The organism is Vibrio sp. 2134-1 (genome assembly GCF_033339495.1).
In genome coordinates, this window is the sequence record NZ_JAWOUS010000001.1 from 122,784 (window position 1) to 139,213 (window position 16,430).

15 protein-coding genes are annotated in these 16,430 nt (G+C 42.9%); 11 read left to right on the forward strand and 4 right to left on the reverse strand.

What is annotated here, in order from left to right:
• Positions 1-24: 24 nt before the first annotated feature.
• The 3 genes from hutG to hutC form a co-directional block, all read right to left on the reverse strand.
• Positions 25-1,035, reverse strand: coding sequence for a formimidoylglutamase (gene hutG / locus R7R78_RS00510; RefSeq protein WP_042521966.1), 1,011 nt, complete (start codon positions 1,033-1,035; stop codon positions 25-27).
• Position 1,036: 1 nt separating this feature from the next.
• Positions 1,037-2,287: an imidazolonepropionase gene (hutI, locus tag R7R78_RS00515; protein WP_225472796.1), complete on the reverse strand. Its 1,251-nt coding sequence runs from the start codon at positions 2,285-2,287 to the stop codon at positions 1,037-1,039.
• 129 nt (positions 2,288-2,416) lie between these two features.
• Positions 2,417-3,124 carry a histidine utilization repressor gene (gene hutC / locus R7R78_RS00520; RefSeq protein ID WP_225472797.1) on the reverse strand — a complete coding sequence of 236 codons (708 nt, stop codon included), beginning with the start codon at positions 3,122-3,124 and terminating at the stop codon, positions 2,417-2,419.
• Between the two features lie 248 nt (positions 3,125-3,372).
• Between hutC and R7R78_RS00525 the strand changes: the two genes are divergently transcribed.
• Positions 3,373-4,116, forward strand: coding sequence for a sporulation protein (locus R7R78_RS00525; RefSeq protein WP_025766828.1), 744 nt, complete (start codon positions 3,373-3,375; stop codon positions 4,114-4,116).
• A 6-nt stretch (positions 4,117-4,122) separates the two neighbouring features.
• Here the strand turns inward: R7R78_RS00525 and R7R78_RS00530 are convergent, their stop codons facing one another.
• Positions 4,123-5,100 carry a DUF3187 family protein gene (locus tag R7R78_RS00530; RefSeq protein ID WP_025766827.1) on the reverse strand — a complete coding sequence of 326 codons (978 nt, stop codon included), beginning with the start codon at positions 5,098-5,100 and terminating at the stop codon, positions 4,123-4,125.
• A gap of 404 nt (positions 5,101-5,504) precedes the next feature.
• On the opposite strand from R7R78_RS00530, the gene thrS reads away from it, so the two are divergent.
• The 10 genes from thrS to R7R78_RS00580 all read left to right on the forward strand — a co-directional run bounded on the left by thrS (position 5,505) and on the right by R7R78_RS00580 (position 16,240).
• Positions 5,505-7,433 carry a threonine--tRNA ligase gene (gene thrS / locus R7R78_RS00535; protein ID WP_005395892.1) on the forward strand — a complete coding sequence of 643 codons (1,929 nt, stop codon included), beginning with the start codon at positions 5,505-5,507 and terminating at the stop codon, positions 7,431-7,433.
• Positions 7,434-7,436: 3 nt separating this feature from the next.
• The gene (gene infC / locus R7R78_RS00540) at positions 7,437-7,988 is read left to right on the forward strand and encodes a translation initiation factor IF-3 (protein ID WP_080276913.1); all 552 of its coding nucleotides are present in this window, start codon (positions 7,437-7,439) and stop codon (positions 7,986-7,988) included.
• Positions 7,989-8,108: 120 nt separating this feature from the next.
• Positions 8,109-8,303, forward strand: coding sequence for a 50S ribosomal protein L35 (gene rpmI / locus R7R78_RS00545; RefSeq protein ID WP_005377932.1), 195 nt, complete (start codon positions 8,109-8,111; stop codon positions 8,301-8,303).
• Positions 8,304-8,343: 40 nt separating this feature from the next.
• The gene (gene rplT, locus R7R78_RS00550) at positions 8,344-8,697 is read left to right on the forward strand and encodes a 50S ribosomal protein L20 (protein ID WP_004727974.1); all 354 of its coding nucleotides are present in this window, start codon (positions 8,344-8,346) and stop codon (positions 8,695-8,697) included.
• Between the two features lie 189 nt (positions 8,698-8,886).
• The gene (locus R7R78_RS00555; RefSeq protein WP_005377919.1) at positions 8,887-9,204 is read left to right on the forward strand and encodes a heavy metal-binding domain-containing protein; all 318 of its coding nucleotides are present in this window, start codon (positions 8,887-8,889) and stop codon (positions 9,202-9,204) included.
• 366 nt (positions 9,205-9,570) lie between these two features.
• Positions 9,571-10,380: a helix-turn-helix domain-containing protein gene (locus R7R78_RS00560; protein WP_225472798.1), complete on the forward strand. Its 810-nt coding sequence runs from the start codon at positions 9,571-9,573 to the stop codon at positions 10,378-10,380.
• Between the two features lie 448 nt (positions 10,381-10,828).
• On the forward strand, positions 10,829-11,617 hold the full coding sequence (locus tag R7R78_RS00565) for a TetR/AcrR family transcriptional regulator (protein WP_005377913.1): 789 nt from the start codon (positions 10,829-10,831) through the stop codon (positions 11,615-11,617).
• Positions 11,618-11,865: 248 nt separating this feature from the next.
• Positions 11,866-14,244, forward strand: coding sequence for an efflux RND transporter permease subunit (locus tag R7R78_RS00570; protein WP_225472799.1), 2,379 nt, complete (start codon positions 11,866-11,868; stop codon positions 14,242-14,244).
• Between the two features lie 18 nt (positions 14,245-14,262).
• Entirely contained in the window at positions 14,263-15,054 is a 792-nt protein-coding gene (locus R7R78_RS00575) for an outer membrane lipoprotein-sorting protein (RefSeq protein WP_005385474.1), read from the forward strand.
• Between the two features lie 10 nt (positions 15,055-15,064).
• Positions 15,065-16,240: a hypothetical protein gene (locus R7R78_RS00580; protein ID WP_064368098.1), complete on the forward strand. Its 1,176-nt coding sequence runs from the start codon at positions 15,065-15,067 to the stop codon at positions 16,238-16,240.
• The last annotated feature ends 190 nt before the right edge of the window (positions 16,241-16,430 follow it).

Genomic DNA, 16,430 nt, shown 5'->3' on the forward strand with positions numbered 1-16,430 from the left:
ATAATCAGTGGCATCTGGGATGCATTATGGTTTGTGCTGTTTTTCCGCCATTGCGTTGGCGATATCCCAACACAAACGGGCAGCTAATCGTGCTGTTTGACTATCGACGTCATAATTTGGGTTGTATTCGGCGATATCAGCCAGCATTAACTTATTTTTGTAATGAAGAATTCGATCTAAAAAGGGTGCAATAGTGTCGTAACTCACTCCCCGAGCTGCTGGTGCGCTGACTCCAGGTGCGGTTGCGGCAGGAAATACATCCAGATCAATGGTCAAATAGAGGTAGTCACAATCGTCAATAAAATGCTGAAGCTGAGTTAAGTGATAACTGTGGTTTAAGTAGCAGAGCTGATTGTCCTCTACATACCAAACATTTAACGCATCTGCTTTTTCAAATAGCGCTTTAGTGTTGCTACTGCGGCTTACACCAATACAAGCGTAATGAAAGTCCCAATCGTTACGTTGACAAAAATGATGAATTTGGTTGAAGGGTGTACCAGAGCTCGGTCTTATGTCGGCGAGGTTACTCTCAAATGCGCGCAAATCGAAATGCGCATCGAAATTGATAATGCCGATTTTAGGTTTCTTCTCTGGATAGTGCTCTTTAAAATACCCCGCTAAGCCGGAAAAGGAGGCCCATGCAATCTCATGCCCACCACCCAGCACGATGACTGGCGTATGGGGCAGTGCGCTTGAAATGGTTGCTGCACATAGAGCTTGGCTCTCTTCCAGTAAGTCGTCTTCACACACCACAGTACCTAAGTCATATAGTGGGGCGTCTTGGTGCCATGCTAAATTAGCGAGTGCTCGTCGGATTAAGTCTGGCGCTTTTTTTGCGCCAATGCGTCCTTTGTTTCTCGCAACGCCAGCGTCGGTAGCAAAACCGAGTAATGAGACGCCATGCGCAACGGCACTCAACTCATCTGCTTTTTGGCGTTGAACAACGTGATGAATTCGCTGACCAAGCTTGCCGTCCTCGGCATCATGACGGCCTTGCCAATGAAATAGGGGAGAGTGTAGGTCGAATTGAGACATATTATTGGCCTCCGTGTGAAATGTATTCACCATTTACTATACGACCTACCAGACGTTTTGCTCCGACTTGATAGCTTAAATCCGCAGGGCTTTCGATATCCCAGATAGAGAAGTCCGCATCAAACCCTACTTTGATTTCGCCACGTGAGTTTTGATAACCTAGAGCTTTGGCTGCATGTTGCGTTACACCACGCAGTGCTTCTTGCGGTGTAAGGCGAAATAGCGTGCACGCCATATTCAGCATGAGTGTGAGATCAGAAAATGGTGATGTACCTGGGTTGACGTCCGTAGCAATTGCCATCGGCACGTTATGCTCTCTCAACAACTCAATCGGTGGTAACTGAGTTTCTCTTAGAAAATAAAAAGCGCCAGGCAATAGAGTGGCGACGGTGTTTGATCGAGCAAGTGCTTTAACACCTTGCTCATCTAAAAACTCGATGTGATCCGCTGACAGACCGTTGTATTGCGCAGTGAGGGCTGTACCACCGAGATTAGAAAGTTGCTCAGTATGCCCTTTAACCTTTAAGCCGTGGCGTTTTGCAGCTACAAACACTTTTTCTGTTTGTTCAAGATTGAAACCAATCGATTCACAAAAAACATCGACACTCGTAGCTAATTCTTCCTTTGCGACAACAGGGATTATGTCCTGACAAATGTGCTCAATATAATCATCTGCACGACCTTGGAACTCTGGCGGAATGGCGTGAGCGGCGAGAAGTGTAGTGGTGATTTTAACTTTGCGCTCTTGTTCAAGCATTTTGGCTGCACGGAGCATTTTTATTTCATCATTCAGTGTCAATCCGTAGCCTGATTTCACTTCGACAGAAGTGACGCCGCTCGCGAGTAGCCCGTCTAAACGTGGCAACGCTAACTCAACTAATTGCGCTTCGGTTGCTGAACGCGTCGCATGCACCGTTGAAAGTATCCCACCGCCTTGTTTGGAAATTTCTTGATATGGCACGCCGTTTAAGCGCATTTCAAATTCGTTGGCACGATTGCCCGCGTAAATAAGATGAGTGTGGCAGTCGATCAAACCTGGCAGAACTAACTTGCCTTGAAGGTCGATACTCTGAGCGTAATGTTGGGCAGACTGCAGAGACTCGGTTTGCGGTGCGTCTTCACCAATGGCACAAGTACTGATCGCAACGATTTTTCCAGATTTAATACCAATGCGCGCTGGAGGCGTTGGAAGGTATCCGCATTCTCCCGATTGCATGGTAACTAGACGTGCGTTTTCAATCAGCAAATCCATGTTTGTGTCCCTGTGTTTATTTGTATCATTAAATGTATATACAAATAAATAGAGCAAAATAAGAACACTGACAAGATTGATGTTGCTAAAATGTGATCAAAACGTAGATCTAGAGGATAAATCTTGTCCTTAAATGAGCACTTTTGAGCTCAGCTTATATTTGTTACCAGGGTGATAAAGTAGGGCGGTACTGACTAACTTATCTTGGCTCCACGTTCTGCGATTCAAGAGAAGGCAAGGTTCATTGGCTTGCATTTTTAAGTCTTGCTTAATACGGCTTTCAGGCACAATTGCCTCTACAGTATGTTCTATCGCGCTGAGTGGGCAATTATTTGACAGGTATTGATTTGGAGTGATTTGTGTGAAGTCTTGATTTAAATAACTCGGGGCATATTGGCTATTCACCCAGCGGAGCTCCAATTGAATCGGCGTTTGGTCTTCATAGTGAATAATTTCACTGTAAAACACTGTCGTGCCTAGCATAACGCCGAGTTTTGTCGCAATGTTGTCATCTGCTTTTATGGCAATCTGTTTGAGCACTTTACTGCCATACTTTCGCCCTCTATCGCTGACTTCTTCGGCAATGTTTCGAATGTCTAGCAGGGGAGATTCTGACTTTTCACCAGGATCACACACGAACGTGCCTAAGCGTGGGCGACGTTGTAATCGGCCCTCATTTACTAAATCCCGAATTGCTTTGTTCACTGTCATTCTACTGACACCAAATTGCTCGGTAAGCTCAATCTCGGTGGCGATGCGATGACCAACTACCCACTCTCCAGCATCAATTTTTTCCAGGATAAATTGTTTAATTTGAATGTAGAGTGGTGCAGACATAATGATTTCCCTTTATTTGACTATACAAATACTGCTTAATTTAGGTACAAATTGCAAACATTTCTCGACGAATGTACCGCTTAGTGACCGAGCAATCCTATTGAAGATCTGAATGATTCTTGCTGCTGAGCATTATTTGGATTGATGATTGAATTCAAACATTTTCTTGTGGTCTATTGCTTGCACAGCAGAAAACAATTGTGTAAACAAACGATTATTAGAAGAAAAATCGCTAAAAAAGGAAAAGTATGTTTAAAAAATTGAAAGCATCACTGGGGATCGGCTCTGCAAAAGTAGATACCATTTTGGACGAAATGAGCGTGTTTCAAGGAGCGACGCTGAAAGGGCATGTTCATATCAAAGGCGGAGACGTCGAACAACAAATTGATGCTATTACGATTAAATTGAACACGGAAATGAAAGTCGAAGTGGATGATAGCGTAAGTTACCAAACCTTCACTATTGATCAATTGAAAGCAGTTGACCCTTTTGTGATTCAACCTAATGAAGAAAAGCAGGTTCCGTTTGAGCTAAAACTGCATGATGAAACGCCAATTACTGCGGTTAGCGCACTTAAGAATCAATGTCATGTTTGGGTCGAGACGACGTTAGATATTGATTTTGCGATTGACCCGCGTGACCGTGACTATATTGAAGTGAAACCACTACCAGTAGCATCTCGGGTTATTCAAGCGATCGAGCAAGCTGGTTTCACTATGGTTAAAGCCGATGTTGAAAAAGGCTTTTTGCGCGGTGGCTCGTTTTCCTCTCGCTCTGGTATTTATCAAGAGCTAGAGTTCCGTAACAACGGCTTTATCTCATCAAAAGAAATTGAGCTTTCTTTTATTCTGGAAGGACAGGTCATGCATTGTTTGGCAGAGATTGACCGTTCGCTCAGTTTGGCTGGTGACCAATATCGCTCGTTTACGTTGCCGATCAATGCAACCGATGCTCAAGTCGCAGCCGCAGTTGCACCAACGCTAAATCTATAGCTCTCATCAACTTGATGAAAATATGTACCGATATCCTATTGTGAAAGCGATATCGGTACTGTTATCCATGTTTCTTGCGTTCTCTACGGCTAAAAACTCAAGCGCTGAATTTTCCATTAGATATCGATAGCCCAATACCAGTTCATTAGAGGCATCAGCAAACTCTGTGGGTCCTTCTGTTGAGCCTTGATACCAATGATATTCCAACATCAGGTGATGGTTATCTTCTAAGGCATAACGGTACCCACCTGCAATGGCAATCGTATTATGTCGATAAGGCAGATCGAGCAAGGCACGGTCATCCGAACGAAAAGTCATGCCAATCATCGAATAAAATGCATGAGCATCACTTAAGTAGCTGTAGTTTAATTGGAAGCCTTGCTCGAAACTGCTGCCTTGAAAAGTGCCGTGAGCCACATCGTTAAAATACAAACTGCCGCCAATCGATAGGCCGTGATGTTCATTTTGGAACACTTGATACTGTAAGTAAGTAGATAGGTTATTGGCCAGTGTTTGTCCTTCGAAATCATCTTCAAGCACATCATATTGCGGCATTGAAATGTAAAAACGATCTCTGTCTACTTTATCCCGCCCATTTTGTCCGATACCGAAAAGTTTATGGAAGCTTTTCGTCAGTCCATCTAAATGGTTGTCAGCGGCAAAGACCCATCGATAGTTGAGCTCCCACTGCCAACGGTTGCTGACTTGCCATTTGCTGCCTAATTCGATTTGATTGTGGTAATAATCCAGTGCGTATTCATCAGTATGAGCCCAAACACTTGCCACGGTTCCTGAACCATAGGCTTCGACAAAACCATAGGGCAGACTATGTCCTGAACGCAGTATGTTGGTGTGACTAACCACTTGCATTGGGGATTGTGCGTAAGAACGCAGCGGGCCATATAAGTCATTTGATGCGAAGGCTTGCAAAGAACATATCGAGGTGCTTAGAAGCACCATAAAGCGCGATTTGAAATAGACCATGATGAATACCTACATACAAACTACTCTATAAAACAACTATATACCTAAATCGCACGTTGAGCTCTCGCCCAGCGTGTTAGGCTTTGTATCGGTTCACACGTAATAGGGGATATTGTAATTTGTTGTGTAAGTTCATTGAGGGGCAATTCCATTCATCAGCTATGCGGTCTCTTAAAAAAAGCATGATCAGATTGTAGTGACGGGTCTGCGGTTAAGTTCTTATGACAAAACAAAATCGCGCTTTGCATTCTAAATGTGAGCTAGGTACAATCCCATTTTCGATAACGGTCCGGTATTCGTGTTACCGAGAGGCCTTTATTGACTCTCAACTATTTTCAACAAATAGCTTCTAATTTGAATAACATGTGTTGCTTGGTGTGCAACACCACTGTAAAGGACATAGCATGCCTATTATTACTCTTCCTGACGGCAGTCAGCGTCAATTTGACAACCCAGTTTCTACTATGGAAGTTGCGCAATCGATCGGTCCTGGTCTTGCAAAAGCAACTATCGCTGGTCGTGTAAACGGTAACCGCGTTGATGCGTGTGATCTAATTGAAGAAGACGCAAGCCTTGAAATCATCACAGTTAAAGATGAAGTAGACGGTCTAGAAATCGTTCGTCACTCTTGTGCTCACCTTCTTGGTCACGCTCTTAAGCAGCTTTACCCTCAAGCTAAAATGGCGATCGGTCCAACCATCGACAATGGCTTCTACTACGATATCGACTTAGACGAATCTCTAACGCAAGAAGATCTTGAAAAGATTGAAAAGCGTATGAAAGAGCTAGCGAAAACCAAGTACGAAGTGGTTAAGAAAAAAGTAAGCTGGCAGGAAGCGCGTGATACGTTTGAATCACGTGGCGAACCATACAAAGTGGAAATCCTAGACGAAAACGTATCTCGTGATGATCGTCCAGGCCTTTACCACCATGAAGAATACATCGACATGTGTCGTGGTCCTCACGTTCCTAACATGAGCTTCTGTCAACACTTCACTTTGCTGAATGTTGCAGGTGCTTACTGGCGTGGTAACAGCGACAACAAAATGCTTCAACGTATCTACGGTACGGCTTTCCACGACAAGAAAGCACTGAAAGCGCACCTAACTCGCCTAGAAGAAGCGGCGAAGCGTGATCACCGTAAGATTGGTAAGCAACTAGACCTATTCCACATGCAGCAAGAAGCACCGGGTATGGTGTTCTGGCATCACAATGGTTGGTCTATCTTCCGTGATCTAGAAGTATTCATCCGCGCTAAGCTAGATGAGTACGGTTACCAAGAAGTGAAAGGTCCACTTATGATGGACCGTGTTCTTTGGGAACGCTCAGGTCACTGGGATAAATACGCTGATGCAATGTTCACAACTTCTTCTGAGAACCGTGAATACGCAATTAAGCCAATGAACTGTCCAGGTCACGTACAGATCTTCAACCAAGGTCTAAAATCGTACCGCGACCTACCGCTACGTATGGCTGAGTTTGGCTCATGTCACCGTAACGAACCATCTGGTGCACTACACGGTATTATGCGTGTACGTGGCTTTACTCAGGATGACGCTCACATTTTCTGTACTGAGAGCCAAATTCAAGAAGAAGTAACAAACTGTATCAAGATGGTGTACGATACGTACCAAACATTTGGTTTCGACAACATCGTAGTGAAACTGTCTACTCGTCCAGAGAAACGTGTAGGTTCAGATGAAATCTGGGATCAATCTGAAGAAGCATTGAAGCAGTCTCTTGAATCGATGGATATTCCATACGAAATTCAAGAAGGCGAGGGTGCGTTCTACGGTCCTAAGATTGAATTCACACTATACGATTGTCTAGACCGTGCGTGGCAGTGTGGTACTGTCCAGCTAGACTTCAACCTACCAGGTCGCTTAGGTGCAACTTATGTAGGTGAAAACAATGAACGTCTTGTACCGGTAATGATTCACCGTGCGATTCTAGGTTCACTAGAGCGCTTCATCGGTATCCTTATCGAAGAATATGCTGGTTTCTTCCCAACTTGGTTGGCGCCAGAACAAGCAGTTCTTATGAACATTACTGATAAACAGTCAGGTTATGTTCAAGAAATAGTACAAAAACTACAAAAAAGTGGAATTAGAGCTAAAGCGGACTTGAGAAATGAGAAGATTGGCTTTAAAATCCGCGAACATACTTTGAAGCGTGTACCGTATATGCTTGTTGTTGGTGACCAAGAAATGGAAGCTGGCGAAATTGCAGTGCGTACTCGTAAAGGTAAAGATCTTGGTAAATTTAAAGTGGATGATTTTATTGCATACATCCAAGACGAGATCTCTAGCCGTAAGCTCAATCTGGAGGAATAAGCTATTAAAGGCGGAAGACGTGGCCAACAGCCGGTAAAACAAAACCCGCACCGTATCAACGGTGAAATTCGTGGTATTCGTGAAGTTCGACTAACAGGCGCTGACGGTGAATCAGTTGGTGTTGTATCGATTCAAGAAGCCATTGCAGCTGCTGAAGAAGCTGGTATGGATCTCGTTGAGATCAGTCCTAACGCCGAGCCACCTGTTTGTCGTGTGATGGACTATGGTAAGTTCCTCTTCGAGAAGAGCAAAACTGCTAAAGAGCAGAAGAAGAAGCAAAAGCAGGTCCAGATCAAGGAAGTAAAATTCCGTCCTGGAACTGATATTGGAGACTATCAGGTAAAACTACGCAACCTGACGCGTTTCCTTGAAGAAGGCAACAAAGTGAAAGTAACAATTCGCTTCCGTGGCCGAGAGATGGCACACCAAGACATCGGTGTTGACGTTCTAAATCGTCTTAAGGAAGATACTGCAGAAATTGCTGTAGTTGAATCTTTCCCTAAGAAGATTGAAGGTCGCCAGATGATCATGGTGCTAGCCCCTAAAAAGAAGTAATTAACGGCTCATCAAGTAATTAAAACCTAGCCGCTTTCCTTTATATAAAGGCATATGGCTGGGTTTTGTTCGCCCTAATTACGTTGTTTATTAAACCTACTCAATGCGGAGTTATTCATCATGCCTAAGATGAAAACCAACAAAGGTGCTGCTAAGCGTTTTAAGAAAACTGCTGGTGGTATTAAGTACAAGCACGCTACAAAACGTCACATCCTGACTAAGCGTACTACTAAGAACAAGCGTCAACTACGTCCGAATGCAATCCTTCCAAAATGTGAAGTGGCTGCAGTAATCCGTATGTTGCCATACGCTTAATTCTTTTTAGTTATCAATCGTTTAGTTTAGGAGAAGCATAATGCCTCGCGTAAAACGTGGTGTACAAGCTCGTGCACGTCATAAGAAAGTTCTAAAACAAGCTAAAGGTTACTACGGTGCGCGTTCACGTGTTTACCGCGTAGCTTTCCAAGCAGTTACTAAAGCTGGTCAATACGCTTACCGTGACCGTCGCGCTAAGAAACGTCAATTCCGTCAACTATGGATTGCACGTATCAATGCGGCATCTCGTCAAAATGGTCTATCTTACAGCCGTTTCATCAACGGTCTGAAGAAAGCATCTATCGAGATCGACCGTAAGATCCTTGCGGACATCGCAGTATTCGACAAAGCTGCATTTGCAGTTCTAGTTGAAAAAGCGAAAGCTGCTCTTTAATTAGCAGTTTAGGATTAAGAGAAGGAGAGCATTAGCTCTCCTTTTTTATTGCTAAAATTTATACCCAAATGACTTTTAGCTTGGCTATTTAGAGTATTGTTTATCAGTCTTCTCAATTTATTGGTTAGCATCTTATGTTAGTTATAAGGTAGCTTGGGTATAAATTTTTACGTTTATAAGGGATTAAAAATGATCTACACAACGACCGAAAGCATTCCTGGCAAGCAGATCTCTGAAATCAGAGGGGTTGTAACTGGTAATGTTGTTCAATCAAAGCATATTGGCCGTGACCTCATGGCGGGTATCAAGAGCATTGTTGGCGGCGAAATTCGTGGTTACACGGAAATGATGACCGACGCGCGTGATATTGCTATACAGCGCATGGTGGCGGACGCTGAATCTAAAGGTGCCGATGCAATAGTAGGGATTCGATTTACCACAAGCTCAATCGTAGATGGTTCTTCGGAAATTTTGGCATTTGGTACTGCAGTGAAACTAGCGGACTAGTCTACTTGAATAGCATTGCAAAAATGCTAATAGAGAGCGGTGAATTATTATGCATTTACCGTTCTGTTCCTTTTAGGTTAATTATTCTAGATTTTTGTAGAGAGAATAGGTTTATATTCTCAACTTTACGTTACTATTAAAATTAATCACGATGATTTAGAGTAATTGCTTCACTTTTATTTTGCATATTATTTTATATCTATAATGAAATTGAATTCATATTGAATTTTTCATTTGTTGTGTGAATTCTCTTTTCGGTATATTAATTCATGTTTTTCTTATAAAAATATGAACTTATACCTTGCCAAGCGGTTCTAAATTGTTACAAATACTATACAGCTGTAACATTGCCAAAAGGAATTGTAGATGAGAGATCTGACTCCCGAATACTTGCTAGCCGCATTACGCCAAGCGATTAAAACAAAAGGGCTAACATATCGAGAGCTATCTGAGAAAATGGGTATGCCACTATCTACCTTTAAGAGACATCTTACAAGCACGAATCTCGCTTTAGATAAGTTGCTGGAATATTGTAGAGCGGTTGATTGCACGTTAGATGAACTACAAAAGCTCGCAAATCAATTGCAAGGTGAAGACGAGGATTACTTTAGTCGCACACAGGATGAAGTATTCTTTCAATTCCCTCACCTTTACGACTTTTATCGTGAATTGAGAATGTTACGAGGTAAAGACGGCTATTCTCTTTTAAAGAAAAAGTATGACTTGTCTGAGCAGAGCATGTCCGATTACTTAAAAGCATTAGAGTTGTTGGATCTCGTTTACGTTGATGAAGATAAAAATATAACGCTGCACGGGCCTTTATATTATAGCTATGCAGAGAACTCCAAGCTCAACGACAAATATACAGAAATCATAAAAGAGCAGACGACTACCCACGATAAGTGTGTTCGCGTTGCTTTGGCGCGTATGAAAATTACCGAAGAACAGCTTTTGTTACTGGAAGATCAAGTCGCAAAGACCGTCATCGATTTTCATTCCAAAAATGTTGTAGCAGAGAACTTTAATGTCTCTGATTTTACTAATATTGTTCTACTTGCTGGGCCACATCAGCCAGTCACATTCTCTGACGGCATTATTGAGACAGAGGGGCGATTTATTGATGATATTCGTTATGCCATCGCAGCTGCAGGTGATAAGCCAAGCCTATCGATATAGATTTTGAGCCTTTTTTGAAGAGAGTTTCTGAAAGGGCGTTGCAAAAGAAAAAGCCTAAGACAGCAAATACTTTGTAAGTAGGGCATTCAGCGGTGTTTGCTCTTAATTCAGACTTAAAGTGTTTTGGGCTTATTTCGAATAATACCTGTTCAGCATCTACTTTCGTTATTTTTAACATGCTGATTTCCTTCGTTGTTCCTCCCAAAGCCTCTCTCGCTTCCTCTACAAAGAAACCATTCTCGTTGAACCAAGCATCCAGTAGCTACTTGGGTATGCATAATTGGTAGCTATTTATCTTCTAATTATAAATTCATACTTGAAATGTTTGTTTTTTGATCTATTATGACGAAGTGTCATTTATGACGGTTCGTCAACTTTGGTTGCGTTCCTGTATTAAAGAATCGTGTTACAATTATTGGGAGTGTGTTGGTATACGGATCAAAGGATTATGTTTAACTTTCGCTGTAAAAAATATAGCAAGCAAGACGGATGTCGTGTGTCTTCAGGGCTAACAAAAAAGCAACAGGCGATTGCTGATCGTGAGATAGAGCTTATTCAATTGGCTAAGTCTTTAGTTCAAGAGCAAGGCTTTGCCAACTTAACGATGGACAAGCTTACAGCGTCAAGCCCTTATTCTAAAGGGACGATCTACAATCATTTTTGCAGCAAAGAAGATGTGATTCTTGCGCTTTGTATTCATTCGCTGAAAAGCGAAGCAATATTTTTCGAACGTACCGCCAAATTTAATGGTAATACCAGAGAAAAAATCATTGCGATGCATGTAGGTTATCGTATTTACGCTCGTATGGAGCCAGTACTATCAACCTGTGCGATTGTTGCAAAGACGCCTTGGGTTCTAGAGAAGGCTTCGCCTAAACGTGTGAATGAACTGAATAACTTGGAAGAACAAGTAATAGATGGTGCTGATGCGCTAGTGAACAATGCGGTAGAATGTGGTGATCTTAAGTTTTCTCCCGCAATTGGTTCAGATGCTATTGTATTCGCCAACTGGTCTATTGCCTTCGGTTCAAACGCTTTGGCGCAAAATGCATCGAACAGTCGATGTATTCAGCGAATTCAAGACCCATTCTCCGTACTGCACAACGCGAATATGTTACTTGATGGTTTAGGTTGGTCGCCTTTATCTACAGAATGGGACTACCGTAAAACCTGGCGTCGGGTGGAGCAGGAGTTATTTAGTGAAGAGCTTGCTTATTTAGAGTCAGTGAATCGCTAATAAACTGGAAAGGCCAATCTGACGTTATGGTTGGCTTTTTTATCGCACTATTGTGACGAATCGTCATTAAATCTCGAAGGTTGGCGTTCAGCCAATGATCACGAGAAGCATAGGAAGTTACTAAAAACTAACTTATGTAGCCAAATTCATTCGATCTAAAGTTTGCATGTCGAGTTTGTCTGGTTATTTACAGCATTTGCTGTTTTTTTAGTTTTTAAATTTGACGAAACGTCACAAAGGAGAGTGTGATGCCACATCACAACGTTCAACAATACGCCCGTTCAGGATGGGGTAAGCTACCAACGAATTACAGTGTATTGGTGATGCTTGCTACCGTTTTATTGATTGTCATAGCAACTATTGGAGGAAAAAATCTTTACTTTAGAGGAGATTACGACATCTTCTTTGATGGAACAAATGAGCAGTTACTTGCGTTTGATGAAATTCAAACCACCTTTGCAAAATCTGACAGTCTTGCTTTGGTTATAGCGCCAAAGAGCGGCACTGTTTTTACTCCTAGCACATTATCTCTTATTCAGCAGATCACTGACGAGGCGTGGCAAGTTCCATACTCCACCCGCGTTGATTCCCTCGCTAACTACCAGCATACCGAAGCGTTTGAAGATGATCTTCTTGTCGAAGATTTACTGTATAGCGAATATGAATTGACACCTCAACGAATAGACAAAGTCAAAAGTATTGCGTTGAGTGAGCCGGTTTTGAAAAGTTCACTGATTTCTGAAAAAGGAGATGTCACGGTCGTAAACATTACGGTCCAACTCCCTGAAATAGATAAAACTGCTGAAGTACAAGAGGTGGTTGCTTACATAAACGGAATGATTGAGCGTTATCAGCAAGTGTACCCAGACACGGAATTCCACAAGGCTGGTATTATTGCAATGAACTACGCGTTTATGACCGCAGCCCAAGATGATAGCGCAACATTAGTGCCAACTATGTTACTAGTGATATTGGTGTTTCTGACCATCATGTTGCGCTCATTGCTTAGCGTCATCGCGACGCTCATCGTTATTATCGGCTCGGTTATGGTTACAATGGGCTTGTCAGGATGGGCTGGTATGTTCTTAAGCACGGCGACCGTTAATGTGCCTACCTTGGTGATGACGCTTGCCGTCGCAGACTGTGTACACATCATCACGACAATGCGTCAGTCTATGCAAAACGGCTTTAGTAAAGCCCACTCTATTGAGCGAAGTATTGCGCTCAATTTCATGCCTATCTTGATTACCTCCATTACCACCGCGATCGGCTTTTTAATGATGAATATGTCGGATTCTCCAATCCTGAGAGATTTCGGCAACCTATCAGCCCTTGGCGTCATGGTTGCTTGTTTCCTTTCCATCACGTTACTTCCCGCCTTGCTTAATATCCTTCCGGTTACGGTGAAGTCGGATACTTCTGATGAAAGAAAGCACTTTATGGATCATTTAGGAGATTTCGTGGTGTCAAAGCGACATGCGTTATTGCCGTTGTCGGTGCTTGTTATTGTCGCGAGTGCGAGCTTGATTCCGCTGAACAAAGTCAATGATGAATCCGTCGAGTACTTTGGCCATAGCAATGAATTTCGCCGAGCGGCTGATTTTATGGAAGAGCGAATCAGTGGCATGGCGAACATCAGTATCGCGATAAAAACTAACGAATCGCAGGGCATTGCCGATCCTAATTTTCTCAATTCCGTGGGTAAATTTACTGACTGGCTAAGGTTGCAGCCAGAAACGGACCATGTTGCGACCTTGAGCGATGTTTATAAGCGCCTAAACAAGAACATGCATGGAGATGATCAGGCTTATTACTCGCTCCCTCAAGACAGAGAATTAGCGGCTCAATATCTGCTGCTTTATGAAATGTCACTACCGTATGGTTTAGATTTGAACAACCAAATCAATGTAGATAAGTCGTCGATCAAGATGGTTCTCACCGTGGAGAACTTGGGCAGCGTCGAGCTTGTTGATTTGGAAAATCGCATTTACCAATGGTTTAACGAAAACGCGCCTCAATATGATGTTGTTGCGTCTAGTCCTTCATTGATGTTTGCGCATATTGGTGAAACGAATATGGCCAGCATGCTGTCAACCTTGCCCATTACTCTTGTCTTAATCTCTGCATTACTGATCTTTGCCTTGCGTTCGTTCAAGCTTGGCTTAATTAGTCTTGTCCCGAATATTGCTCCTGCGCTTATTGGTTTTGGTATTTGGGCGCTGGTTTCTGGCGAGATTAACTTGGGATTGTCTGTCGTTGTGACATTAACGCTTGGTGTTGTTGTCGATGACGCCGTTCACTTTCTTTCTAAATATCAACACGCTCGTAAAGATGGCCACAGTGCGGAGCAAGCGGTTCGCTACGCCTTTCGTACCGTGGGGCGCGCACTCTGGATTACGACGGTCGTGCTTGTTGCTGGTTTCTCTGTTCTGGCGATGTCGAGCTTCCGTTTAAATGCCGATATGGGACAGTTGAGTGCCATTGTCATCTTTATTGCCCTTGTTGTGGATTTCATCTTCCTACCGACTCTACTGATGTTGTTTGACAAAGGCGTCTACGACGAGGTGGACCGCCGAAACAAGCTTAAATCAACTGACTCTCAAACCACGGCTGTTACTCAGTCATAACGAATCAAAGGATTGAACATGAATTTACTAAAAAATGCCTTAAAAGTATCTGCACTTTCTGTCTCGCTTTTTATGAGTCATGCGGTGTTAGCGGATGAAGCGAAAGGATTAGAGATTGCTCAAGAGCGCAAAGCCCGTGATGAAGGGTGGGGGGATTCTGTTGCTACGATGCAAATGATTCTGCGAAACGCGCAAGGAGAAAGCAGCACACGTTTAATGCGCTTACAATCACTTGAAGTTGATGGCGATGGTGACAAAGGGCTCACGATATTTGATGAACCGAGAGATGTAAAAGGCACGGCGTTTCTCAACCATTCTCATACGGTGGGTGCCGATGACCAATGGCTTTACCTTCCTGCACTGAAACGTGTGAAACGTATTTCCTCGCGTAACAAATCAGGTCCTTTTATGGGCAGTGAATTCGCGTATGAGGATCTCAGTTCCTTTGAGATTGAAAAATACCGTTTCAACTACCTAAAAGATGACAGCATAAACGGGCAAGATGTTTTCGTCGTAGAGCAAATTCCGACCGATAAGAACTCAGGTTATACCAAGCAAACGGTGTGGTTAGATAAAGCGCATTATCGTCCACTTAAAGTTGAGTTTTACGACCGCAAAGGCTCTTTGTTAAAAACGCTTTCTTTTTCCGATTACAAGCAATATCTCAACCAATATTGGCGAGCGCACACTATGGCGATGACAAACCATCAAACAGGAAAAAGTACTGAGCTAACGACTAGCGAAATGCGTTTTAACACTGGATTACAAGACAATGACTTTCATAAGAATGTGTTGAAGCGAGTGAGGTAGTGGAGGAAAAATGAAGCGATTAAATGTTGGGTTGTTGCTTAGTGCAGCAGCCTTTTTTTACTCGATGCCTCTGACTGCCGTCGAGCTCGCAGGACAAGTCAATATTGAGCATCGTCAGTTTTTTAAAACGGGCTCTCAGGGTCAGAGCAAAGCGCAAACGTCATTGGTTTTGCAGCCAGAATTTTACTGGGAGATGCAAAATGGTGATGCAAACTTTACTTTCACACCTTTCTATCGTCTGGATGGTCTAGACGATGAGCGAAGTCATGGCGACATACGAGAGGCACTTTATCTGACTTATTGGGATGATTATGAGCTTCGAGTTGGGATTAGTAAGGTCTTTTGGGGAGTGACTGAATCAGCCCATTTAGTTGATGTAGTAAACCAAACAGATGCCATTGAAGCCGTCGATGGTGAAGATAAACTCGGTCAGCCGATGTTACATTTTACCTCTTTCAAAGACTGGGGCACCGTCCACGCAATGTTATTACCTTACTTTAGGGAGCGAACGTTTGCGGGTACAGATGGTCGCTTGCGAACCGACCCCGTTGTCTCTGATGATGCTATTTATGAATCAAGCAGAGAAGAGAAGCACGTAGATGTGGCTTTTCGATATTCGAAAATGCTTGGCGATTGGGACGTAGGCCTAAGCTATTTATATGGAACAAACCGGGATCCTTACTTTCGTTTAGAGTACGGAGAATTAAAGCCTTACTACGCTCTGATGAGTCATGTCGGTCTCGATGTGCAAGGAATTGTTGGCGATTGGTTATGGAAACTAGAAAGTGTTTATCGAGATAGCGCTGATAATCATGTCGGTCTTGTGACGGGTTTTGAGTATACCTTCGTCGGTGCATTTGACACGGTTTGGGATGTGGGGGTTATTGGTGAGTACCTCTATGACAGTCGTGGAAACAACGCACAAACTATCGGTCAAAATGATGTGTTTGCAGGTATTCGTTGGGCGCTCAATGATGAGGACGGAACGGAAGTATTGACGGGAATCACGAAGGATTTAGATAATGCTGATGTTTACAATGCTAAGTTAGAGGCGTCGAGCCGAATATCGAATCACGTTAAGTGGCAAATTGATGCTTGGTTGTTTAAAAATGAAACACCAAATGATTTGCTCTACTTCGCTAGAGATGACGATTTTATCGAGCTATCTATTCAATACTATTTCTAAAACAAAAGGGCACAACTAAACGGCAGATTAACTAAAGATGACATTTTTGACGTTTTTGTGCTCTTTTTATTCAATAACCTCTTCTTTTCGTAATTCAATTTGGCATTGGTGCCCGGTTTGGCTACTATGTACAGCTATCAAAAAACCAATCACTCCCTTATGGACACTACCTACAGGTAGATGAGGAAAC